This window comes from Plantibacter cousiniae (nom. nud.), assembly GCF_977070315.1.
In genome coordinates, this window is record NZ_CDRVEU010000013.1 from 20,552 (window position 1) to 42,253 (window position 21,702).

Annotated in this window: 17 protein-coding genes; 8 read left to right on the forward strand and 9 right to left on the reverse strand. The window is 58.8% G+C overall.

Features of this window, described 5'->3' with window-relative positions:
- Nucleotides 1-36 precede the first annotated feature (36 nt).
- The 3 genes from galU (at nt 37) to ACW55A_RS22270 (ending at nt 3,704) form a co-directional block, all read left to right on the forward strand.
- Nucleotides 37-876, forward strand: a complete 840-nt coding sequence (galU, locus tag ACW55A_RS22260; RefSeq protein ID WP_003364457.1) for a UTP--glucose-1-phosphate uridylyltransferase GalU — start codon at nt 37-39, stop codon at nt 874-876.
- Nucleotides 877-978: 102 nt separating this feature from the next.
- Complete coding sequence (gene gorA, locus ACW55A_RS22265) at nt 979-2,337, forward strand: glutathione-disulfide reductase (RefSeq protein WP_003364454.1); 1,359 nt, start codon at nt 979-981, stop codon at nt 2,335-2,337.
- A gap of 65 nt (nt 2,338-2,402) precedes the next feature.
- On the forward strand, nt 2,403-3,704 hold the full coding sequence (locus tag ACW55A_RS22270) for a hybrid sensor histidine kinase/response regulator (protein WP_498811161.1): 1,302 nt from the start codon (nt 2,403-2,405) through the stop codon (nt 3,702-3,704).
- Nucleotides 3,705-3,714: 10 nt separating this feature from the next.
- On the opposite strand, the gene ACW55A_RS22275 is transcribed toward ACW55A_RS22270, so the two are convergent.
- Complete coding sequence (locus ACW55A_RS22275) at nt 3,715-4,725, reverse strand: DNA-binding protein (protein WP_498811162.1); 1,011 nt, start codon at nt 4,723-4,725, stop codon at nt 3,715-3,717.
- A 177-nt stretch (nt 4,726-4,902) separates the two neighbouring features.
- Between ACW55A_RS22275 and ACW55A_RS22280 the strand changes: the two genes are divergently transcribed.
- From ACW55A_RS22280 to ahpF, 3 genes are all read left to right on the forward strand, one after another.
- Nucleotides 4,903-5,862, forward strand: a complete 960-nt coding sequence (locus tag ACW55A_RS22280) for a site-specific integrase (protein ID WP_498811163.1) — start codon at nt 4,903-4,905, stop codon at nt 5,860-5,862.
- 110 nt (nt 5,863-5,972) lie between these two features.
- Nucleotides 5,973-6,536: an alkyl hydroperoxide reductase subunit C gene (gene ahpC, locus ACW55A_RS22285; RefSeq protein ID WP_002553298.1), complete on the forward strand. Its 564-nt coding sequence runs from the start codon at nt 5,973-5,975 to the stop codon at nt 6,534-6,536.
- 124 nt (nt 6,537-6,660) lie between these two features.
- Nucleotides 6,661-8,223, forward strand: a complete 1,563-nt coding sequence (gene ahpF / locus ACW55A_RS22290; RefSeq protein ID WP_455808988.1) for an alkyl hydroperoxide reductase subunit F — start codon at nt 6,661-6,663, stop codon at nt 8,221-8,223.
- Between the two features lie 93 nt (nt 8,224-8,316).
- Here ahpF and gloA read toward each other — a convergent pair whose 3' ends face one another.
- On the reverse strand, nt 8,317-8,838 hold the full coding sequence (gene gloA / locus ACW55A_RS22295) for a lactoylglutathione lyase (RefSeq protein WP_003364444.1): 522 nt from the start codon (nt 8,836-8,838) through the stop codon (nt 8,317-8,319).
- Between the two features lie 151 nt (nt 8,839-8,989).
- On the opposite strand from gloA, the gene ACW55A_RS22300 reads away from it, so the two are divergent.
- The gene (locus ACW55A_RS22300) at nt 8,990-9,547 is read left to right on the forward strand and encodes a DUF4946 domain-containing protein (protein WP_003364442.1); all 558 of its coding nucleotides are present in this window, start codon (nt 8,990-8,992) and stop codon (nt 9,545-9,547) included.
- A gap of 471 nt (nt 9,548-10,018) precedes the next feature.
- Here ACW55A_RS22300 and ACW55A_RS22305 read toward each other — a convergent pair whose 3' ends face one another.
- The 5 genes from ACW55A_RS22305 to mexE form a co-directional block, all read right to left on the reverse strand.
- Nucleotides 10,019-10,381 carry a histone-like nucleoid-structuring protein, MvaT/MvaU family gene (locus tag ACW55A_RS22305; RefSeq protein ID WP_003364441.1) on the reverse strand — a complete coding sequence of 121 codons (363 nt, stop codon included), beginning with the start codon at nt 10,379-10,381 and terminating at the stop codon, nt 10,019-10,021.
- Nucleotides 10,382-10,866: 485 nt separating this feature from the next.
- Entirely contained in the window at nt 10,867-11,961 is a 1,095-nt protein-coding gene (locus tag ACW55A_RS22310; RefSeq protein ID WP_455808989.1) for a HEAT repeat domain-containing protein, read from the reverse strand.
- A gap of 142 nt (nt 11,962-12,103) precedes the next feature.
- The gene (locus ACW55A_RS22315) at nt 12,104-13,501 is read right to left on the reverse strand and encodes an efflux transporter outer membrane subunit (RefSeq protein ID WP_498811164.1); all 1,398 of its coding nucleotides are present in this window, start codon (nt 13,499-13,501) and stop codon (nt 12,104-12,106) included.
- Nucleotides 13,501-16,692 (reverse strand): efflux RND transporter permease subunit, encoded by a 3,192-nt coding sequence (locus ACW55A_RS22320; RefSeq protein WP_096128651.1) that lies wholly within the window; start codon nt 16,690-16,692, stop codon nt 13,501-13,503. Before ACW55A_RS22320 ends, ACW55A_RS22315 begins: the two co-directional genes overlap by 1 nt.
- 12 nt (nt 16,693-16,704) lie before the next feature.
- Complete coding sequence (mexE, locus tag ACW55A_RS22325) at nt 16,705-17,946, reverse strand: multidrug efflux RND transporter periplasmic adaptor subunit MexE (protein WP_498811165.1); 1,242 nt, start codon at nt 17,944-17,946, stop codon at nt 16,705-16,707.
- Between the two features lie 317 nt (nt 17,947-18,263).
- Here mexE and ACW55A_RS22330 point away from each other — a divergent pair, with 317 nt between their 5' ends.
- Entirely contained in the window at nt 18,264-20,192 is a 1,929-nt protein-coding gene (locus ACW55A_RS22330; protein ID WP_498811166.1) for a HAMP domain-containing methyl-accepting chemotaxis protein, read from the forward strand.
- 67 nt (nt 20,193-20,259) lie between these two features.
- Here the strand turns inward: ACW55A_RS22330 and ACW55A_RS22335 are convergent, their stop codons facing one another.
- Together ACW55A_RS22335 and ehuD are read right to left on the reverse strand one after the other, a co-directional pair.
- The gene (locus ACW55A_RS22335) at nt 20,260-21,057 is read right to left on the reverse strand and encodes an amino acid ABC transporter ATP-binding protein (protein WP_004413734.1); all 798 of its coding nucleotides are present in this window, start codon (nt 21,055-21,057) and stop codon (nt 20,260-20,262) included.
- Nucleotides 21,050-21,700 carry an ectoine/hydroxyectoine ABC transporter permease subunit EhuD gene (gene ehuD, locus ACW55A_RS22340; RefSeq protein WP_455808991.1) on the reverse strand — a complete coding sequence of 217 codons (651 nt, stop codon included), beginning with the start codon at nt 21,698-21,700 and terminating at the stop codon, nt 21,050-21,052. Before ehuD ends, ACW55A_RS22335 begins: the two co-directional genes overlap by 8 nt.
- Nucleotides 21,701-21,702: the final 2 nt, after the last annotated feature.

Below are 21,702 nucleotides of genomic sequence, written 5' to 3' on the forward strand. Positions count from 1 at the left end.
CGCCGTTAACACCAACAGCCCTTACCAAGGACTTTTATGATCAAGAAATGCTTGTTCCCAGCAGCCGGTTACGGTACTCGCTTCCTACCAGCGACCAAGGCCATGCCCAAGGAAATGCTGCCGGTGGTCAACAAGCCACTGATCCAATACGGTGTTGAGGAAGCCCTCGCTGCAGGCCTGACCGAAATTTCCATCGTGACCGGTCGTGGCAAGCGCGCTCTTGAAGACCACTTCGACATCAGCTATGAGCTTGAGCACCAGATCAAGGGCACTGACAAGGAAAAGTACCTCGTTGGTATTCGCAAGCTGATCGACGAGTGCAGCTTCTCGTACACCCGTCAGACCGAAATGAAAGGTTTGGGCCATGCCATCCTGAGCGGTCGCCCACTGATCGGCAACGAAGCTTTCGCCGTGGTTCTCGCGGACGACCTGTGCGTCAACCCTGAGGGTGACGGCGTGCTGGCGCAGATGGTCAAACTGCACAAGCATTATGGCTGCTCGATCATCGCCATTCAGGAAGTCGATCCGCAGGAAACCAACAAGTACGGCGTGATCGCGGGTGAAGAGATCAAGCCGGGCCTGTTCCGCGTGACCAACATGGTTGAAAAGCCTAAGCCTGAAGATGCGCCGTCCAACCTGGCGATCATCGGCCGCTACATCCTGACTCCGGACATTTTCGAGAAAATCGAACAGACCGAGCCGGGCAAGGGTGGTGAGATTCAGATCACCGACGCCTTGATGAAGCAGGCTGCCGAAGGCAACGTACTCGCTTACAAGTTCAAGGGTGAGCGTTTTGACTGCGGTGGTGCGGAAGGCTACATCCAGGCGACCAACTTCTGCTTCGAGCATTTCTACAAAACCGGCAAAGCGCATTGATTTCTGATTGATGACGCCCGGGACAAAGCCACCTTCGGGTGGCTTTGTCATTTCTGACTGGCCGCCAAGCGGCTATGCTGTGCCTCTGCCAAGGAGATATCGATGGCCTTTGATTTTGATCTGTTTGTAATTGGCGCCGGCTCGGGCGGCGTCAGGGCGGCGCGTTTCGCTGCCGGGTTCGGCGCAAAGGTCGCTGTGGCCGAGAGCCGCTATCTGGGCGGAACCTGTGTCAACGTAGGATGCGTACCCAAAAAGCTATTGGTGTACGGGGCGCATTTTTCCGAGGATTTCGACCATGCCAAGGGCTTCGGCTGGTCGCTGGGTGAGGCCCAGTTCGATTGGGCCACGCTGATCGCCAACAAGGATCGTGAGATCAACCGCCTTAATGGCATCTATCGCAAGTTGCTGGTCGACAGCGGCGTGACGCTGCTTGAAGGGCATGCGAAATTGACCGGCCCGCAGCAGGTCGAAATCAACGGTCAGACCTACAGTGCCGAGCGCATTCTGATTGCCACCGGCGGCTGGCCCCAGGTGCCTGACGTACCAGGGCGCGAGCACGCGATCACCTCCAACGAGGCGTTCTATCTCAAAACGCTACCCAAGCGGGTCGTCGTTGTGGGTGGCGGCTACATCGCGGTGGAGTTCGCCTCGATTTTCAACGGGCTCGGCGCCGACACCACGCTGGTCTATCGCCGCGAGTTGTTCTTGCGTGGCTTTGATGGCGGTGTTCGCACCCATCTTCACGAAGAGTTGCTCAAGCGCCACATGACGATTCGCTTCAACAGCGATATCGAGCGTATCGACAAGCAGGCCGACGGCAGTCTGCTGTTGTCCATGAAGGGTGGCGGCACGCTCGAGACCGATTGCGTGTTCTACGCAACAGGGCGCCGCCCAATGCTCGATAACCTCGGTCTGGACAGTGTCGACGTCAAGCTGGACGAGCACGGCTATATCAAGGTCGATGACAATTACCAGAGCAGCGAGCCTTCTATCCTGGCCATCGGCGATGTCATCGGGGGTGTGCAACTGACACCGGTCGCTCTGGCTGAAGGCATGGCGGTCGCGCGCCGACTGTTCAAGCCCGAGCAGTATCGCCCGGTAGACTACAATCACATCCCGACGGCGGTTTTCAGTCTGCCGAACATCGGTACGGTCGGTCTGACCGAAGAGGATGCAATCAAGGCCGGTCACGATGTGCAGATTTTCGAGAGTCGTTTCAGGCCGATGAAGCTGACCCTGACCGATGATCAGGAGCGCACATTGATGAAGCTGGTCGTCGATGCCAAAACCGATCGTGTGCTGGGCTGCCATATGGTCGGGCCGGATGCTGGCGAAATCGTCCAGAGCCTGGCCATTGCCATCAAGGCTGGCGCGACCAAGCAGGTATTCGACGATACTATCGGGGTACACCCGACCGCGGCAGAAGAGTTCGTTACCATGCGGACGCCTGTCAAACGTTAAGTCACGCAACGCCCGGAGTTCAGGAAGAACTCCGGGGTAAGGGTTTTGAGAGGATGGATCCCGACGTGAATAGAGAGCAGCCACCGGCCAGAATGCCATTGCATTCTGCCGAGCAGGACCGCGAAGTCGCGCAGCACATTGATGCCTTGCGTGAAAGCGAGCGTCAGTTCAGGGCATTGGCTGACAACATGAGTCAACTGGCCTGGACTGCCAGCCCCCGCGGGCAAATCCATTGGTACAACGAGCGTTGGCATGCGTACACCGGTGCTTCGCTCGAGGCCATGACTGCCCTGGGGTGGCGCTCGGTTCTGCACCCCGAACATCGCGAGCGCGTGATGGCGCGTCTGCAATACTGCTTTTCCACTGGCTCGATCTGGGAAGATATATTTCCGATATGTGGCAAGGGCGGCGCTTTCAACTGGTTCCTTTCGCGTGCGCTGCCGTTGCGCGACGCAAGGGGGCACATTACCCACTGGCTGGGTACTCACACCGACATCACCGCTCAGGTCAATGCAGAAGAGGCGTTGCGCGAACTCAACGAAAGTCTGGAGTTGCGCGTCGCCGAGCGCACGCGTGAGCTGGAAGCTGCAAATGAGCTGTTGCAGGCTGAAATTGCCGAGCGGGCGATGGCTGAAGAGGTCTTGCGCCATGCGCAGAAGATGGATGCTATCGGTCAGTTGACTGGTGGTATCGCCCATGACTTCAACAATGTACTTTCCGGCGTGATTGGCGCACTGGACATGATCAGGCTGCGTGTGGCTGCCGGGCGTGTCAGTGAGGTCGATCGCTACCTGGATGCCGCAGCGAGTTCTGCAAACCGTGCTGCTGCACTGACCCGCAGGCTGCTGACATTTGCCCGTCGGCAGTCGCTTAACGTCACCGTGGTGGATGTCAATTGCATGGTCCGCTCCATGGAAGAGTTGTTGCGGGGGACGGTCGGCGCTCATGCGCACCTGGAGATCGAGCTGGAGGAGGGGTTGAGCGCGGTGCGCACCGATGAGCATCAGTTGGAAAATGCCTTGTTGAATCTGGTCATCAACGCGCGCGATGCCGTACCTGTCGGAGGGAGGCTGTGCGTGCGCAGCCGCGCGTTAACGCTGGAGACGCAAAAAGACGGTCTGCTGCCTGGCGACTACGTACAGCTTAGTGTTGAAGATAACGGCTGTGGCATTGCTCGGGATGTTATCGATCAGGTGTTCGATCCGTTTTTCACCACCAAACCGGTAGGCCAGGGAACCGGCCTGGGTTTGTCGATGGTCTACGGCTTTACCCGGCAAGCCGGCGGACACGTGCATATAGAAAGCGCCGAAGGTCAGGGCACCCGGGTTGATTTGCATCTGCCATGCGGCGAGATAGCGCTGGCCTGAAGCTTGCTAATCAGGCTTTGTCTGATGGTTTCTTTCTGGTGGCTTTGGGTTTGTCCGGCTGATCGAGCCTTGTCTGCAGGTTCTCCAGTGCCGCTTCCTTCTTGGTCAGCAGCAGTTCCAGCATGCGGCTCTGTTGCTGCGCATCGGTCATGCCTTGTTTAAGTGCGGCGTTTTCGTCCTGCGCGCTGCGTAATCTTTCTTCCAGTAGCGCGCATTGGGTGCGGGTGTGGTGCTGTTGTTCGGCGAAGGCGGCATTCTGCGTGTTGGCCTGCTTCAGCTGGTCGGTCTGGCTGTGCAGTTCGCGCAGGGTGTTGCGATTTTCAGCCAGCAACCTTTCGTTATCTCGATTGAGCTGTGTGATGTTTTCCTGGTGCATGGCAAGGCCTTGCTGTGCCTGTCGCAGTTCCATTTGCAGCTGCTGAACCTGGGTTTCGTGGCGTCGCTGCTCCTGCTCGCGTTGTTCCCTGATCGAGTTGCGATAGTGCTCCAGCGCCTCGCGGGCGTGCTGGTGTTTTTCTTCAAGCGAATGGATCTGCCCGTCCTTGTCGCGCAGGCGTGCCTCCATGTCCTGATTGGCCTGAAGCAATCGGGCGTGTTCTGTCTGCACATCCTGCAGTGTGCCTTGCGTGTGGAGCAGGGCGGCGGCCTGCTGTTCCAGCGCCTGTTCACGCTGCTGTGCGTGTTTTTCCAGCTGGCTGATCTGCTCTTGAGTGCCCGCAAGTTGCCGCTGCAGGGTGTCGCGCTCGGCCTGATATTCATCGCGCGCCTGATCAATACGCTCTTGCGCCTGTTCCTGAAGCCTTTGGGCGAGATGCGCGACCAGATCGCTCAATTCCTCATTGATATCCGGCGCTGGGGCTTGCGTGGATTCAAGCTCCTTCAGATAGCGGTGGATAGTGGTTTTCGAGCCGGTATTGCCCATTTCGATACGTACCGCGTCGATGCTGGGGTTTTCGCCTCGGGACAGCAGGGATGCTCTCGCTTTCTGCACTAACGCCTTGTTTACACCGCCACGGGCCATGCTGTCTCCTACGATTTCATACTGTGGTATGTACTCTGTAATTACATACTATATGTTTTGAAATAATTAGCCATTTTTTGAATTAATTAACACGGGATATTGGCGTATTATCCCGTGTCAGGCGTCTTCAGCTCCCTTTACGGCGCCCTTACCGGTACACCCGAGCAGGTTTGAGCCATGAATAACGTTGATCGCTACATCGAGGCTGCGACCCGCGACAACACGCGCCGCAGCTATCGGGCTGCCATCGAGCATTTCGAGGTGACGTGGGGCGGGTTTCTGCCGGCGACCAGCGAAAGCGTGGCGCGTTACCTGGCCAGCCATGCCGGGACGCTGTCGGTGAACACCTTGAAGCTGCGTTTGTCAGCGCTGGCCCAGTGGCACGTCAGCCAGGGTTTTGTCGATCCGACCAAGGCACCGATGGTGCGCAAGGTCATCAAGGGCATTCGTGCGCTGCACCCCGCACAGGAAAAGCAGGCCGAGCCCTTGCAGTTGCAGGATCTGGAAAAAGTCATCGCCTGGCTGGAGGTCGAAATACGCGAAGCAAGCGCACAACACGATCAGCCACGGCTGTTGCGCGGCCGACGCGATTCGGCGCTGATCCTGCTGGGGTTCTGGCGCGGGTTTCGTAGTGACGAGCTATGCCGCCTGCAAGTACAGGACGTCAAGGCCATCGCCAACTCGGGAATCAGCCTGTATTTGCCGCGGAGCAAAGGCGATCGAGAAAATCTGGGCCGCACCTATCAGACCCCGGCCTTGCAGAGGCTTTGCCCGGTTCAGGCCTATATAGAGTGGATCAACTGTGCCGCGCTGGTACCCGGTCCAGTCTTTCGGGCAGTGGACCGCTGGGGTAACCTTAAAGAGGAGGAGTTGCACGCCAACAGCATCATCCCGTTGCTGCGTCAGGCGCTCCAGCGTGCAGGCATCGCCGCCGAGCGCTACACCAGCCACTCATTGCGTCGCGGTTTTGCAAGCTGGGCGCACAGCAACGGCTGGGACCTCAAGTCACTGATGTCCTATGTAGGCTGGAGGGACATCAAGTCGGCGATGCGCTACATTGATGCCGCTCCGTTCCTGAGCCCATCGGAGGCGGGGAGCGGTCCGAAGGTTTCTTCTATCGATAAGCTGCCTTCATAGTGAAAAGCAATCAGTGACATCAGGTTTGCCAATGAGCGATTGTCATCGATCATGCGTAAGCTTCACTCCATCGAATTCACAACCCATCCAACCCATCAGGAGATATACCGATGCCTATCATCAACAGCCAAGTAAAACCGTTCAAGGCTACCGCATTCAAGAACGGCGCTTTCGTTGACGTCTCGGACGCTGACTTCAAAGGCAAGTGGTCTGTCGTATTCTTCTACCCGGCCGACTTCACCTTCGTATGCCCGACCGAGCTGGAAGACCTGGCTGACAACTACGAAGAGTTCAAGAAGCTGGGCGTTGAAATCTACAGCGTTTCGACTGACACCCACTTCGCCCACGCTGCATGGCACAACACTTCGCCAGCGATCGGCAAGATCCAGTACACCATGATCGGTGACCCGACCCTGACCATCTCCCGCAACTTTGATGTGCTGATCGAAGAAGCCGGTCTGGCGGATCGCGGTACTTTCGTGATCAACCCTGAAGGTCAGATCAAAATCGTCGAACTGAACGACGGTGGCGTTGGTCGTGACGCTTCCGAGCTGCTGCGCAAGATCAAGGCTGCTCAGTACGTTGCCGCTCACCCGGGCGAAGTCTGCCCAGCCAAGTGGAAAGAAGGCGAAGCTACTCTGGCTCCGTCCCTGGACCTGGTTGGCAAGATCTGAGGCGCATGAATCGGCTGGGGGCGTTGAGCTCTTGAGCAAGTAAACCGCATCGCCCCAAAAAACGCCCGGGCGGTAATCGCCTGGGCGTTGTTATTTCTACCCTTTGTAAACAGGAAGCCGCCACATGTTGGACGCCAATCTTAAAGCCCAGTTGAAATCCTATCTGGAGCGGGTTACTCGCCCCATCGAGATCGTCGCGTCCCTTGATGACGGCGCGAAGTCTCAGGAAATGCTTGCACTGCTCAATGATGTGATCAGTGTTTCCAAGGACGTCACCCTGAATGACAGCGGCACCGACGCACGTACGCCGTCGTTCTCGCTGAACAGCCCTGGCCACGATATCAGCCTGCGTTTTGCCGGTATCCCCATGGGTCACGAATTCACCTCGCTGGTCCTGGCGCTGCTGCAAGTCGGCGGCTATCCACCCAAGGTCAGTGCGGAAACCATCGAACAGGTTCGCGCACTTCAGGGCGAATTCCATTTCGAAACCTATTTCTCGCAGTCCTGCCAGAACTGTCCGGACGTCGTCCAGGCCCTGAACCTGATGGCAGTGCTGAACCCTGGTATCAAGCACGTCGCTATCGACGGTGCGCTGTTCCAGGAAGAAGTCACCGATCGCAAGATCATGTCGGTGCCCAGCATCTATCTGAACGGTGAGTTGTTCGGGCAGGGCCGCATGGGCCTGGAAGAGATTCTGGCCAAGATCGACACCGGCGCCGGTGCGCGTCAGGCGGAAAAACTCAACGCCAAGCAGGCTTTCGATGTGCTGGTCGTCGGCGGTGGCCCGGCTGGCTCGGCCGCGGCAGTCTATGCTGCGCGTAAAGGCATCCGCACCGGTGTTGCTGCCGAGCGTTTCGGCGGTCAGGTGCTCGACACCATGGCCATCGAGAACTTCATCTCGGTACAACATACCGAGGGGCCGAAGCTGGCCGTGGCGCTTGAAGAGCACGTCAAGCAGTACGAAGTCGACATCATGAACCTGCAGCGTGCCGACAAGCTGATTCCTGGCGCAGCCGGCGAGTTGCACGAAGTGAAGTTTGCCAGCGGTGCCAGCCTCAAGGCCAAGACGCTGATCCTTGCCACTGGCGCACGCTGGAGGGAGATGAACGTGCCGGGTGAGCAGCAGTACCGTAACAAGGGTGTGGCTTATTGCCCGCACTGTGACGGTCCTTTGTTCAAAGGCAAGCGCGTCGCTGTCATCGGTGGCGGTAACTCGGGTGTCGAGGCTGCAATCGACCTCGCAGGTATCGTGTCTCACGTGACTCTACTGGAGTTCGACGTGCAATTGCGTGCCGACGCGGTGCTGCAGCGCAAATTGCACAGTCTGCCGAACGTGACCGTGATCACCAGTGCGCAAACCACTGAAGTGACAGGTGATGAGCAGAAGGTCAACGGCCTGCGCTACAAGAACCGCACCACAGGCGAAGAGATCAACGTACCGCTCGAAGGTATCTTCGTGCAGATCGGCCTGCTGCCCAACAGTGAGTGGCTCAAAGGTGCCATCGAGTTGTCGCCGCGCGGTGAGATCGTGGTCGATCCTCGCGGTGAAACCTCGGTGCCAGGCATCTTCGCTGCTGGTGACGTGACGGTTGCACCGTACAAGCAGATCATCATCGCCCTGGGCGAAGGTGCCAAGGCCTCCCTGAGCGCCTTTGACCACCTGATCCGTACCTCCGCCCCGGCCTGATCGGAGAGCGGTAAACGAAAAGCCCCGTGGGCGATCACGGGGCTTTTTGCTTTCTACGCGGATCGCCCCTTGCCGAAGCGATCGCTGGCAGTCTCAGAGCGGCGTTGGCTGGATGATTTCTACCCAGTAGCCGTCCGGGTCCTTGATAAAGGCCAGGCTGTTCATGCGGCCATCGGACAAGCGCTTCTGAAAGTCGACGCCCAGGCTTTCAAAACGCTCGCAGGCGACTTTCACATCCGGCACCGACACGCAGATATGGCCAAAGCCGCGCGGGTCGCTGTTGCCGTTATGGTAAGACGCTGTGGCATCGCTTTCGGTACCGTGGTTATGGGTCAGCTCCAGAATGCCGGGGATCGACTTCATCCATTCGTTGCGGGCGGCGTCGTCTTCCGGGATCTGTGCCTTGTCGACCAGCGCCAGGAAGTACAGGCTGAATTCGGCTTCCGGGAAATCACGCTTCTCGACCAGGCTGAAGCCCAGTACGCGGGTGTAGAAATCAAGCGATTTGGTAATGTCCTTGACGCGCAGCATGGTGTGATTGAACACAAACTGCCGGGTGGCCGCTTCAGGATCGGCTGTGACGCCCGGTAGTGTGTTGAGTTCGTGCAAGCTCATCAATGTGTCTCCAACAGAATGTACAAATAATGCCAAATGATACGGGGCAGGGCGCGCAGTGCCAAACCCGGCTCGGATAACGTCGCGTCGGCCTTGCTCGATGCCGACAACAGGCTCAGAATTTCCGGTCAACCGTTCTGGCGACCCGATCATGATCCTTTCGCACTACCGACGCTCCGTGCCAAGCCTGTGCCTGTTCCTGCTGTTGGGCACTGCACAGGTGCATGCCGCCGATGCAATGATCGTCTGGCCCGCAGGCTGGGAGGTCGAGTCGATACCGACCGAGTCGGGCGAGCCCGTTCAACCTTCCGTGCAAGTCAGACAGCGCGCGGTGAAAAACGATCAAAGTGGAAATCCGCTGATGGTCATGGAACTCACCCAGACGCGCCTGACGCCAGGGCATGAAGTCAATGTCCAGGGCGTTCTGCTGGAAATGCGCAAGTCGATTCAGGTCAATTTTGCCCGGAGCGGATTGCAGAGCGCTTGCACGCATGTCCGTGAAAGTCGACTCAGCGTCGTGCCCGCACTCGAAACCACCTGCACCATTACTCAGAATGGTGTGCACGTGCTGACCCAGACACTGGTCGCGGCCGCCAGCAAGGAGCTGGCCTGGTCGTTGTCCTATGCGGGATCGGCAGACGGCTATGCGAGCAACAAGGATGAGGCACTGCGTATTCGCGAGAGTCTGCGCCTGGACGATACGCAGTGAACTCTGCCTTTTCGCAGGCAAACAGAAGCCCGCCGAGGCGGGCATGGGGCGCTATTCCTTTAGCGGTCTTCATCATCCGAGAGTGCATGTGAAAAAAGTGTGAAGCTCCGCTGTGCTGCGAATGTGGTGCTCTTCGACGCGCCGAATCATTGAGAAACAAATAAGGATGTATCTCATTACACCGCCAAACTGAATAATTACTCTACACACTTCAGGAACTGTTCAGGTTTGTAACTGTGTGCTGAATCGCATAATCCAGATTTATTGGCGTCATTATTCTCGCGGTATTTTCCCGGTGCCCTGAAGTATATGTACCGGGCAGTTCACTCAATCATGTATATGAATTCCCGGTGTCCAACGAAAGGAACTGTGTGTGCGTCCGGGCAAAAAGCTGCAGTGCGCAGGTGATCATATGCAGCGGCGCAGACAAAAAAGCCCTGCACGTGCAGGGCTTCAAGTGACAACTTGCAATCAGGCACGAAGCCATGAATCAACAGTGTCTACACCGTATTGCTCTTTCCACGCCTTGAGGCCGCGATGGTTGCCGCCCTTGGTTTCAATCAGCTCACCCGTGTGCGGATTCTGGTAAACCTTGACCACACGTGCGCGGCGACGCTTTGGACCTGCGGGTGCGACCAGCGAGGTAGCGCTTGCAGGGTCAAGGATTGCAATGATGTCACGCAGGCTTTTGCCGTAGGTGCCCATCAGGTCCTGGAGCTTTTGCTCGAATTCGATCTCCTTTTTCAATCCGGCGTCATTCTTCAACGATTCCAGCTGTGCAAGCTGTTCCTGAAGGGCTTTCTCTGCTGCTCGAAACTCGGCAAGTCTGGACAATTAATATACTCCAACAATGTAATGGCTGTTGTCAGCCCTATAAAGCGATGAGACAAAACTGATGACCGATTCGCTCACTCGAGGGTGCCCGATACCTGCGGTTTCTATGCTGAAACTTGGCCTTCGCGGCTTGTCATTGCGCAGATAGAGGGTATTTATAACTCAGTCGCCCGCAAATGATGCACTTTTTTTTTCAGTTAGAAAATAGCCTTTTTCAAATTCGTTAAATGAAGCGGGGAGACGATGTTGGATATAGGGGATGATGTCCGTGTTGTACGCGGAGGGGCAGTGTAAGTTATTTCCGATATTAGCCACGGATGGAAAACGTGTCATGAGAGAGTGGATAGCTTAAAAAGAGAAATATCCGACAGGCAATAGGACTATCGGATGAGGAAATGGCAGAGCAGTGCGAACGCCGCGGACTGAAAGGCGTGTAGACCATGCAAAGATAGCCTTTGGCCTGTCTCGGCGTTGCGTTTCTGACCCTACAGTCCCTGTTGCAGCACAGGGTCATCCGGGTTCTGCTGTTCGAGCTCGGCCAGCAGAATCTGCACGTTCTGCAGCTGACCGTTCTCTTTCCAGTACTGGATCAGCAGCACTCTGGCCTTGCGATTGGCGGGCTGGTTTTGAACGATCTGAGTCAACTGCCGCTGTGCCGCTTCAAGCTCGTTCAACGAGTGCAGGGCAACCGCCAGGTCATAGCGATAGTCGTTGTTATCGGGCGCCAGTTCCGTGGCCTTGGCCAGGCTGAGCACGGCGAATTCAGCCTGGCCGTGGTTCAGCAGCCACATGCCGAGGGCATGCTGGAGCAGGGACGAGCCAGGGTTATGCTCAAGCAGTTGCGCGAAAAGGATGCGCGCCTGCTCGGCCTGGCCCTTGCGGTCCAGTAATTCGATATGCGCCAGCGCTGCTTCGATATTGCCCGGGTCCAGCGCGGTGGCGCGCTGTAGCGCCGCGAGCGCGGGTTCCAGGTCGCCGGTCTGCAGATACAGCCTGGCCAGTTGCAGCTGGTTTTGTGCGCTTTGCGGCTGGCTCTTGAGTGACTCCTGAAACGCCTCGGCACTTTGCTGCAGAACGGCAAAGTACAGGCCCAGCTCATCAGGTGAGAGGCCAAGCAGGGCGCTGGTGGCGCGAAACCTGACGGATTGTTCGGCGTCATCCAGCAGGGGGCCGAGCAACAGACTGCGCTGACTGTTGGAGACCAGCCTGACACTGACATCGATGGCCGCTTCGCGCACTTGCGCGGACGGGTTACTCAAGGCCGCATCAAGCAACTTGAGGGCCTGGGGGCTGGGATAGTCGCTCAGTTCGGCGAGCAGGCTGATGCGTTGCGTGTCAGACAGGTCAGTCCGTCCCAGTTGTTGATACAGCACGCGCGCGGCACCCGGTTTACCGTCGTGTGCCTGTTCCAGCGCCTGGGCATAGGTATGACTCAGCCTGGCCGGCGCGGTCTGGACGGGCGTGCGCCACCACCAGAAAACCAGCGAAAGCATCAGCAGCGCTGCAGCCGCTGCGCCGATCAGCCAGCGACGTCGAGAAGTGGGTTGAGGCGATAACCCCATGGTAGAAAGTCTGGGCATATCGATTTCCAATGCTTGACGGGTTGCAGCTTCGGGGAGTGGCTGGCAGCTGTCAAACGGCAATCATGATGCAGCCGGATTTCAGGCAAAAAAAGCCCCGCGGCCTGATCGGGCGCGGGGCTTTTTTACCGGTTTTTCAGGTTCAGGCCTGAGGGTGCCAGCCGCCACCCAGTGCCTTGTAAATGGCCACGATGCCACGGTACAGCTCGATTTCTGCCTGCGCCTGAGCATCCTCGGCTGCCAGACGTTCGCGCTCGGCATCCAGCAGGACCAGGAAGTCCGCCGTGCCTTCTCGATATTGCACCGAGGCCAGCCTGGCCGCCGAGCGACTCGCATCGCTCTGGCGCATCAGCGAGACCAGCCGCTGCTGGCGTTTGTCGTAATCGCTGAACGCGTTCTCCGACTCCTCCAGAGCAAGCAGTACCTGCTGCTCGTAGTTGGCCAGTGCGCCCTCGGCGTCGGCGTCGGCACTGCGAATCTGCGCCCGGACACTGCCCAGATCGAAGGCCGCCCAGGTGATGCTCGGCCCCAGCGACCAGGCTCTGGCCGCTGACGAACCGATCTGCGAGCCGCGCCCAGCGGTAAAGCCCAGAAAACCGCTCAGACTGACCCTCGGGAACAGGTCGGCAGTCGCGACGCCGATACGTGCGGTCGAGGCAGCGAGTTGTCGCTCGGCTGCACGGATGTCCGGCCGATTGCGCAGCACTTGCGTCGGGTCGCCGATCGGCAAGGCCTTGGCGATGGCAGGCAGCTTGCTCGGGCTCAAGTCGACGCTGAGGTTTTCCGGGCGCTCGCCCAGTAACGTGGCGATACGATTGCGTTGGCGAGCCTGCTCGGCCTGCAACTGTGGAACGGTTGCCTCGACGGCAGCCAGTCGTGCCTCTGCACGTACCACATCCAGCTCGTTGCCCACGCCCGCATCACGCAATTGCGTAGTCACGTCCTGAGAACTCTGCTGGTTTTTCAGGTTGTCGCGGGCAATGGCTTCACGCAGTTGTGCGCCGCGCAGTTGACCGTAGGCGTCGACCACCTCGGCAATCAGCGTGACCTGAAGCTGATAGAGGTTGGCCTCTGCAGCATCCTGATCGGCATCGCTGGCTTCCAGTTGGCGCTGAATACGCCCGAACAGGTCCACTTCCCACGCCATGTCCAGGCCCAGGTCGTAGCGCTCGCTGTTGACCCGGCGCTCGGTGATGCCGGGTTGCTGACCCTTGCCGATGTCACTGCTGGCGCGACTGGTCACCACGGGCATCACATCGTTGGCGACGTCATCGCGTATGGCTCGCGCCGACTTGAGGCGGGCGAAGGCGACGCGCAGATCGCGGTTGCCGTCCAGTGACCTGGCCACCAGTTTATTGAGGGTCGGATCCTCGAACTGCTGCCACCACACCCTGTCCACTTTGCTGCGGTCATAGTTGCCCTGGGCGGCGGACGCCAGTTTGGCTGGCGCCGTGACCGGTGCCTGGTAGTCCGGGCCCACGGCGCAGGCCGCCAGCGCCATGACCAGCAGGCTCGGGATGAAGACTTTGTAGGCGCTCATCAATGCATCTCCGCAGGCAGGTTTTGCTGGCTGTTTGCTCTGGCGGCCTTGCGGGCCTCCTGGCGTTCGACGTAATTACGGATAAGCACGTAGAACACCGGCGTCAGCAGCAGGCCGAAGAAAGTGACCCCCAGCATCCCGGAGAACACCGCGACACCCATGGCATGGCGCATCTCGGCACCCGCGCCGCTGGACAGCACCAGAGGCACGACCCCCATAATGAAGGCGAACGAGGTCATCAGGATCGGACGCAGACGCAGGCGGCATGCTTCCAGTACCGCGTCCAGCGGGCTCATCCCTTCGGCCTGTTTGTCCTTGGCGAACTCGACGATCAGAATCGCGTTCTTGCACGCCAGGCCTACCAGTACGATCAGGCCGATCTGCGTGAAGATATTGTTGTCGCTGCCGGCGATCATCACCCCGGCAATCGCCGAGAGCAGGGTCATCGGTACGATCAGGATCACCGCCAGCGGCAGGCTCCAGCTTTCGTATTGAGCCGCCAGTACCAGAAACGCCAGCAACACACAGAGCGGGAACACGAACAGCGCGGTATTGCCCGAAAGGATCTGCTGATAGGTCAGGTCGGTCCATTCGTAGATCATGCCGGTGGGCAGTTCCTCGCGAAGCAGTTTTTCGACCGCCGCCTGAGCCTGGCCAGAGCTGTAGCCTGGTGCTGCTGCACCGTTGATTTCAGCAGTGATGAAGCCGTTGTAGTGCATGACGCGGTCGGGGCCGGCGGTGTCGCTGACCTTGACGAAGGTCGCCAGCGGGATCATCTCGCCCAGGTTATTGCGCACCTTGAGCTGACCGATCTGGTCGGCATCCTGGCGGAACTGCTGCTCAGCCTGGACATTGACCTGATAGGTGCGGCCGAACCGGTTGAAGTCGTTGGCATACAGCGACCCCAGATACACCTGCAGGGTGTCGAAAATATCGCTGACTGCCACGCCGTGGGTCTTGGCCTTCTCGCGGTCAATCGCGGCATCGACTTGCGGTACGTTCACCGTGTAGCTGGTAAACAGCCCGGCCAGTTCCGGCACGCTGCGGCTTTTGGCGATGATGTTCTGGGTTTCCTTGTACAGCTCGTCATAGCCCAGGTTGCCACGGTCCTCGATCTGCAGACGGAAGCCGCCGATGGTGCCCAGGCCTTGTACCGGTGGTGGCGGGAAGATCGCCATGTAGGCTTCCTGAATCGAGGCGAACTGACCGTTCAGCGCGCCGGCAATCGCGTTGGCCGAGAGGCTCGGGTCCTTGCGCTCGTCGAACGGCTTGAGGGTCACGAACACCACGCCGTTATTCGGGCTGTTGGTGAAGCCGTTGATCGACAGACCCGGGAAGGCAATGGCGTCCTGCACGCCAGGCTGCTTGAGGGCCAGCTCCGACATGCGTTTGATGACATCCTCGGTGCGGTCCAGGCTCGCGGCGTCCGGCAACTGGGCAAATGCGACCAGGTATTGCTTGTCCTGGCTCGGGACGAAACCGGTCGGTGTGCTGGCAAAGCCCATCCAGGTCAAAACCATCAGGCCCGCGTAAACCAGCAAGGCAATGCCGCTGCTGCGAATGACCCTGGCAACGGTGCCGACATAGCCGTGGCTGGCTTTTTCGAAAAAGCGGTTGAACGGGCGGAACAGCCAGCTGCCGAGCATTCTGTCGAGGAAGCGCGAGAAGCGATCCCTGGGCGCGTCATGACCTTTGAGCAATACCGCCGCCAGTGCAGGCGACAGAGTCAGCGAGTTGAAGGCGGAAATGACCGTCGAAATGGCGATGGTCAGCGCGAACTGCTTATAGAACTGACCGCTGAGTCCGGAGATGAATGCCGCAGGCACGAACACGGCGCACAGCACCAGCGCCGTCGCGATGATCGGCCCTGTTACTTCAGCCATGGCCTTGTGCGTGGCAGCGACCGGTTCCAGGCCCAGCTCGATGTTCCGTTCGACGTTCTCCACCACCACGATGGCATCGTCGACCACGATACCGATCGCCAGTACCAAACCGAACAAGGACAGCGCGTTCAGCGAGAAACCGAACATGTGCATGACCGCAAAGGTGCCGATCAGCGAGACCGGTACGGCCACCAGCGGAATGATCGATGCGCGCCAGGTCTGCAGGAACAGGATCACCACCAGCACGACCAGTATCAGTGCTTCGAACAGCGTGTGAATTACCGCCTCGATGGAACCACGGACGAAGATCGTCGGGTCATAGACGATGCTGTAGTCCATGCCTTCCGGGAAGCTTTGCTTGAGCTCGGCCATTCGTGCCCGTACATCGTTGGAGATGTCGATGGCGTTGGAGCCGGGACGCTGGAAGATCGGGATCGCTACCGCAGGCTGATTATTGAGCAACGAGCGCAGCGCATACTGGCTGGAGCCCAGTTCGATGCGTGCGATGTCCTTGAGGCGAGTGATTTCGCCATCGGCACCGGCGCGCACGACCACGTTTTCGAACTCTTCCTCACTGACCAGGCGGCCCTGGGTGTTGATCGACATCTGAAAGCTGGTGGCATTCGGTGAGGGCGGGGAGCCCAGCTGGCCAGCGGCTACCTGACGGTTCTGTTCGCGAATCGCATTGACCACATCAGTGGCGGTCAGGTTGCGTGAGGCGGTCTTGTTCGGGTCGAGCCAGACCCGCAGCGAATAATCGCCCATGCCGAACAGCTGCACATCACCGACGCCGCCCAGTCGCGCCAGCTCATCCTTGATGTTGAGCACGGCGTAGTTGGACAGGTACAGCATGTCGTAGCGTTTGTCCGGCGAGGTCAGGTGCACAACCATGGTCAGGTCGGGGGAGGCCTTGTCCACGGTGATGCCGATGCGTGTCACTTCTTCAGGCAGCTTCGGCTCGCTGCGGGTCACGCGGTTCTGCACCTGCACCTGCGCATTGTCCAGGTCAGTACCCAGTGCGAAGGTGATGGTGAGGGTGAGCTTGCCATCGGCAGTGGCCTGCGAAGACATATAGAGCATGCCTTCGACACCGGTAATTGCCTGTTCCAGTGGCGAGGCCACGGTTTCGCCGATCACCTTGGGGTTGGCGCCGGGGAAGTTGGCGCGTACCACCACGGTTGGCGGCACGACTTCCGGGTATTCACTGATCGGCAGCTGGAACAGCGAGATGGCACCGGCGATCAGGATCAGCAGCGACAACACTGCGGCGAAGATCGGCCGTGAAATAAAGAATTTGGAGAAGTTCATCGGACGAGTCCCTTAGCCGCGCGGCGCGGCAGCGCTGGCGATTTTGACGGCCGCTTTGGGCGCCACTTGTGGCAGGTTGCTGGCTTCAAGGGCCTGGCGTTGTTTGAGCAGTGCGGCGAGGGTATCGGCGCTGGCCATCGGAGTGACTTCAGGGTCTACAGGCTGGCCGGGACGTACGCGCTGCAAGCCTTTGACGACGATGGTGTCATCCTTGCCCAGGCCATTGCGCACAATGCGCAGGCCTTCGATTTTCGGCCCCAGCTCGACAGCCCGGTAGGCAGGCTTGTTGTCCTTGTCCATGACCAGCACAAACTTCTTGCCCAGGTCGGTGCCCACTGCTTCGTCATTGATCAGCACGGCCGAGTAAGTGCCGCTGCCCACCAGTTTCAGGCGCGCATACAGGCCGGGAGTGAACGCACCGTCGGCGTTATCGAACACGGCGCGGCCACGAATGGTGCCGGTCCTCGGGTTGACCTGATTGTCGACAAAGTTCATCTGGCCCAGATGCGGGTTGCCGGGTTCGTTGGACAGCCCCAGATACACCGGCGTGCTCTGACCGCGCTGGCCTTTGCGAGCCAGTTCGGTGTACTTGAGGAACACGCGCTCGTCTGCGTCGAAGTAGGCGTAGACCTTGTCGGTGGAAACCACGCTGGTCAGGGCGGTGACATCGGCGGTGACAATGTTGTCGGAAGTGATTTCGGCACGACTTACGCGGCCTGAAATCGGTGCGGTGACGCGGGTGAAACTGAGGTTCAGTCTAGCCAGGTCCAGTTGCGCCTGAATGGCCGCGACACCGGCCTTGGCTTCCTGCGCCGAGGTGGTACGCGATTCGGCCAGCTCGGCGGAAATCGCGTTGTTGCTGCGCAGACGCTCGCCACGCTGGGCTTCGCTGTCACTGCGCGAAGCGACTGCGCGGGCCTGTTGCAACTGGGCTTCGAGGCGGCGGACTTCCGACTGGAAGGGGCGAGGGTCGATCTGGAACAGCAGGTCGCCTTTCTTGACCAGCGAGCCGTCGGTGAAGGCTACCTGGTCGATCTGACCGGAGACCCTTGGGCGCACTTCGACCGTTTCAGGTGCTTCGAGACGACCGGTAAATTCATCCCACTCGTTGACTGGCTGTTCCAGTACCTTGGCCACACTGACTTTGGCTGCGCCAGGCGCACTGGTGGCTTCCGGCGCACGGCCGCAGGCACTGATGACGATCAAGGCGAGGGCGGTGAGAGGGTAGCGCAGATGGCTGATTGTCTGGTGCATGGGAAGTTCCGCCAATAGTGAAGAATGGGGCGGATTCTGTTGCGCACGGGGTGTTATTAACGAATCGAATAAACCGAAGGTTACTATCACTGGCAATGATGAGTACCCATAGGTCTTCGAAAACCTGCAGCCGGGTGACCCGCAGGGTGGATGGCGGCCAGGCATTCGGGGCTGAGAATGCTCCCCTTATGGCGAGCCAAAAAAGCTCATAGCATATTGCTATCTCTTCGATCAATCTTTGCAATCGCCGCGGCTATCAAGTTGTCCAGCGAACAGTCGATCCTTGGTTATTACGATAAATCCCGGGGAAAAGTTTGATGAAGTCGACATGGCTGGACAATTTGAAGGTCAGCAAAAAGCTGAGTGTAGGCTTCGGTCTGATACTGCTGGGTGTGCTGACGGTCACCGCGATCGGTTACCTCAGCACCAACCTGCTGATCGAGCGGCTGGGCAAGGCAGCCAGGGTTTCTGAGGTGAAGGCCGATGCGCTGAGCCTCAGGATCGCTGCGCAGGCCTATACCGCCAAGCCTGACGCGAGTAATTCGCAGGGCTACGCGGCCGCCCTGGACAATCTGGGCAAGACCATCGAGGAAGGCCTGAAGATTCTGACCGTTCCGGCCAACGCCGATATCCTCAGAGGTATTCGCGATCAGGCGGGTGGCTTGAGGCAAACGTTCAGTCAATTGGTCGATAACAATCGGCAAATTGATCAGGCCATGCAGCCGCTGATCACCATTTCCGAACAAGTGAGCGGAAGCTTTGAGACACTCCTGCAAAAGACCTTGGACGACGTTTCCCGCTCGCTGGATCAAAGCGGTATCGACCAGGTAAAGATTGCTGGCGACCTGCGCAATGGCATGACCAATTTTCGCCTGGTGTTCCGCCGTTATATCAGTATCCCGACCGCTGAAAACAGGCAGATCACCTTCGATGCTGCCGACTCACTGATCGCTCAGGTGAGCAGTGCGCGCAACCAATTGCCGAACAAGGCCGGCCCGGCGGTGGATGAGGCGCTCGCGGCGCTGCAACAGTACAAGTCGTTGATGGTCTCCATCTCGCAACTGATGCAACAGAACGATCAGATTCGCGACAGCCTTCGCCAGCAGTCAATGGACATCGTCACCAGTACCGAAAAGCTGATGGCGGGCCAGGTAGTCAGTGCCAATAAAGAAAAAGACAGCGCCGTAACCCAGTTGCTCACGGTGGCGGTGATCGTATTGCTGCTGGGCATCTTCGCGGCGATTCTGATTACCCGTCAGATTACCCGTCCGCTCGATTCCACGGTGATCGCTGCGCGTCGAATTGCCGACGGCGATTTGACCAATGACCTTAGCACCACTCGCCAGGATGAGCTGGGCCTGCTGCAAAACACCATGCAACACATGACCGTATCGCTGCGTACCCTGATTGGCGGTATCAGCAATGGTGTGACACAGATCGCCACGGCGGCCGAGGAGCTTTCAGCCGTCAGCGAACAGACCAGCGCGGGCGTTACTCAGCAGAAACTGGAAGTCGACCAGGTGGCGACCGCCATGAACCAAATGGCGTCCACCGTTCAGGAAGTGGCGCAGAACACTGAAGATGCATCGCAGGCCGCCAGACAGGCCAGTGACCGCGCAACCCACGGCAGCAGTGTGGTGCAAAACGCCACGCGTGAAATCAGCCAGCTTGCCGGTGAAGTGGGGCAACTGGGCGAGGCCATGCAGCGCCTGATTCAGGACAGTGACAAGATCGGCGGTGTCATTGATGTGATCAAGGCGGTCGCGGAACAAACCAACCTGTTGGCCCTCAACGCGGCGATCGAAGCCGCACGTGCGGGTGAGCAGGGGCGCGGCTTTGCCGTGGTGGCCGATGAGGTGCGCTCGCTGGCTCAGCGTACACAGTCATCCACGACTGAAATCGAGGCGCTGATAAAGTCCTTGCAGGATGGCACCGGCGCGGCATCGGATCTGATGAATGCCAGCCGTCAACGTACCGAAGGCACCGTGGCGCTGGCGCGGCAGGCCGAAGAATCGTTGCTTGAAATCACTCATTCGATTGTGACCATCGAACAGATGAGCCAACAGATTTCTGCTGCCGCTGAAGAGCAGAGCGCCGTCACCGACGAAATCAATCGCAGTGTCATCAGCGTACGGGACATCGCCGACCAGTCGGCTACGGCCACCGAACAAAGCGCAGCGTCTACCGTGGAGCTGGCGCGCCTGGGCAGCAACCTGCAGGACATGGTTGCGCGTTTCCGGATCTGATTGTCGCCACTTTCAAAAAGTCGCGAGGCCCAAAAGTCTCATCCTGTAAAAAGAGCGGCGCTGGCAATCAGCGCTGCTCCACCCTCTGCAGAAACCTTCGAGTCCGCTCGTTTTGCGGATTCAGCAGAATTTCGCTCGGGGTGCCGTCCGCCACGATGCGCCCGCCCTCCATGAACAGCACCCGGTCAGCGATGTCCTGAGCGAATTTCATCTCGTGGGTCACCAGTAACATGGTCATCTGAAACTCGTGGGCAATCGAGCGAATTACCGCCAGTACCTCGCCGACCAGCTCAGGGTCGAGCGCTGACGTGACTTCATCGAACAACATGACCTGCGGGCGCATGGCCAGTGCTCTGGCAATCGCTACACGTTGTTGCTGACCACCGGAAAGCTGGCTCGGATAGGCATCGGCCTTGTGAGCAAGCCCGACCAGCCCGAGGTATTGATGCGCGCGTTCAAGGGCCTCTTCGCGAGGCAGTCTGAGTACCCTTAGTGGTGCTTCGGTGACATTTTCCTGCACGGTGAGGTGTGGGAACAGATTGAACTGCTGGAACACCATGCCTACCCGATGTTCCACAGGAGCCTTGCGTGCGCCAGGCCAGTGCCATCCGGATGTGCGCGCGGGCACTGCTTCGCCTGCGACTTCTATGCTGCCTTGCTGATAGTTTTCCAGCCCCTTGATGAGGCGCAATACCGTTGATTTACCCGAGCCACTGGGGCCGATCAAGGCGACTTTCTGACCTTGAGGAATGCTCAGGTCCAGATGGTCGATGATCCGGTTGCGGCCGAAGTCCTTGACCACGTGTTTCAGCTGTATCTGCGCAGTGGTGACGGGTGGGGTTGCGGTGTGTGCGAGATCAGACATGGCTGCGCCTTTCCAGGTATTTGAACAGCAATGAGGTCGGCACACTGATCGCCAGAAACATCAGCGCCATCACCGTGTACGGTTCGTTGTAACGATAGGTCATGCCGGCGACCTGCTTGGCAGCCTGAAACAGTTCAGGGATGGTGATCACCGCCAGAAGCGGTGTTTCCTTGAACATGCCGATCAGGTAATTGCCGAGCACCGGCAGCATGGGTTTCAACGCCTGCGGCAGGATGATGCGCCGCCAGGTGTCGCCACGATTGAAGTCAAGGGCGCGTGCGGCTTCCCACTGTCCGGCCGGGATGTCGTCAATGGCACCGCGATACGCTTCGGCGATATAGGCCGCGTAATAGCAGCCAAGACCTATCACACCGGTGGTAATCGCCGGGAAGGTGATGCCCGCCAGCGGCAGCGCGAAGAACAGCACATACAACTGGACCATCAACGGCGTATTACGGAAAAAGCTCAAGTAGCCTTTGCTCAGGCGATGCACGATGGTTATCTGCGAGCGCAGTGTCAGGGCCAGTATCAGACCGAGCAAAACCGCGAGCAGGAACCCCAGCACCACGACCTGCACGGTCACCAGCAAGCCCTGAAACAGCTCCGGCAGAATCGACCAGGCGAATGTGATATCAAACTCCATCG

What these genes read in the sequence shown, in the direction of transcription:
- ACW55A_RS22330 (WP_498811166.1), top strand. Translation starts at nt 18,264, where the DNA reads ATGAAGTCGACATGGCTGGACAATTTGAAGGTCAGCAAAAAGCTGAGT.
- ahpF (WP_455808988.1), top strand. Translation starts at nt 6,661, where the DNA reads ATGTTGGACGCCAATCTTAAAGCCCAGTTGAAATCCTATCTGGAGCGG.
- ACW55A_RS22315 (WP_498811164.1), bottom strand. Translation starts at nt 13,501, where the DNA reads ATGAGCGCCTACAAAGTCTTCATCCCGAGCCTGCTGGTCATGGCGCTG.
- mexE (WP_498811165.1), bottom strand. Translation starts at nt 17,946, where the DNA reads ATGCACCAGACAATCAGCCATCTGCGCTACCCTCTCACCGCCCTCGCC.
- gloA (WP_003364444.1), bottom strand. Translation starts at nt 8,838, where the DNA reads ATGAGCTTGCACGAACTCAACACACTACCGGGCGTCACAGCCGATCCT.
- galU (WP_003364457.1), top strand. Translation starts at nt 37, where the DNA reads ATGATCAAGAAATGCTTGTTCCCAGCAGCCGGTTACGGTACTCGCTTC.
- ACW55A_RS22320 (WP_096128651.1), bottom strand. Translation starts at nt 16,692, where the DNA reads ATGAACTTCTCCAAATTCTTTATTTCACGGCCGATCTTCGCCGCAGTG.
- ahpC (WP_002553298.1), top strand. Translation starts at nt 5,973, where the DNA reads ATGCCTATCATCAACAGCCAAGTAAAACCGTTCAAGGCTACCGCATTC.
- ACW55A_RS22300 (WP_003364442.1), top strand. Translation starts at nt 8,990, where the DNA reads ATGATCCTTTCGCACTACCGACGCTCCGTGCCAAGCCTGTGCCTGTTC.
- ACW55A_RS22275 (WP_498811162.1), bottom strand. Translation starts at nt 4,725, where the DNA reads ATGGCCCGTGGCGGTGTAAACAAGGCGTTAGTGCAGAAAGCGAGAGCA.
- ACW55A_RS22310 (WP_455808989.1), bottom strand. Translation starts at nt 11,961, where the DNA reads ATGCCCAGACTTTCTACCATGGGGTTATCGCCTCAACCCACTTCTCGA.
- gorA (WP_003364454.1), top strand. Translation starts at nt 979, where the DNA reads ATGGCCTTTGATTTTGATCTGTTTGTAATTGGCGCCGGCTCGGGCGGC.
- ACW55A_RS22280 (WP_498811163.1), top strand. Translation starts at nt 4,903, where the DNA reads ATGAATAACGTTGATCGCTACATCGAGGCTGCGACCCGCGACAACACG.
- ehuD (WP_455808991.1), bottom strand. Translation starts at nt 21,700, where the DNA reads ATGGAGTTTGATATCACATTCGCCTGGTCGATTCTGCCGGAGCTGTTT.
- ACW55A_RS22335 (WP_004413734.1), bottom strand. Translation starts at nt 21,057, where the DNA reads ATGTCTGATCTCGCACACACCGCAACCCCACCCGTCACCACTGCGCAG.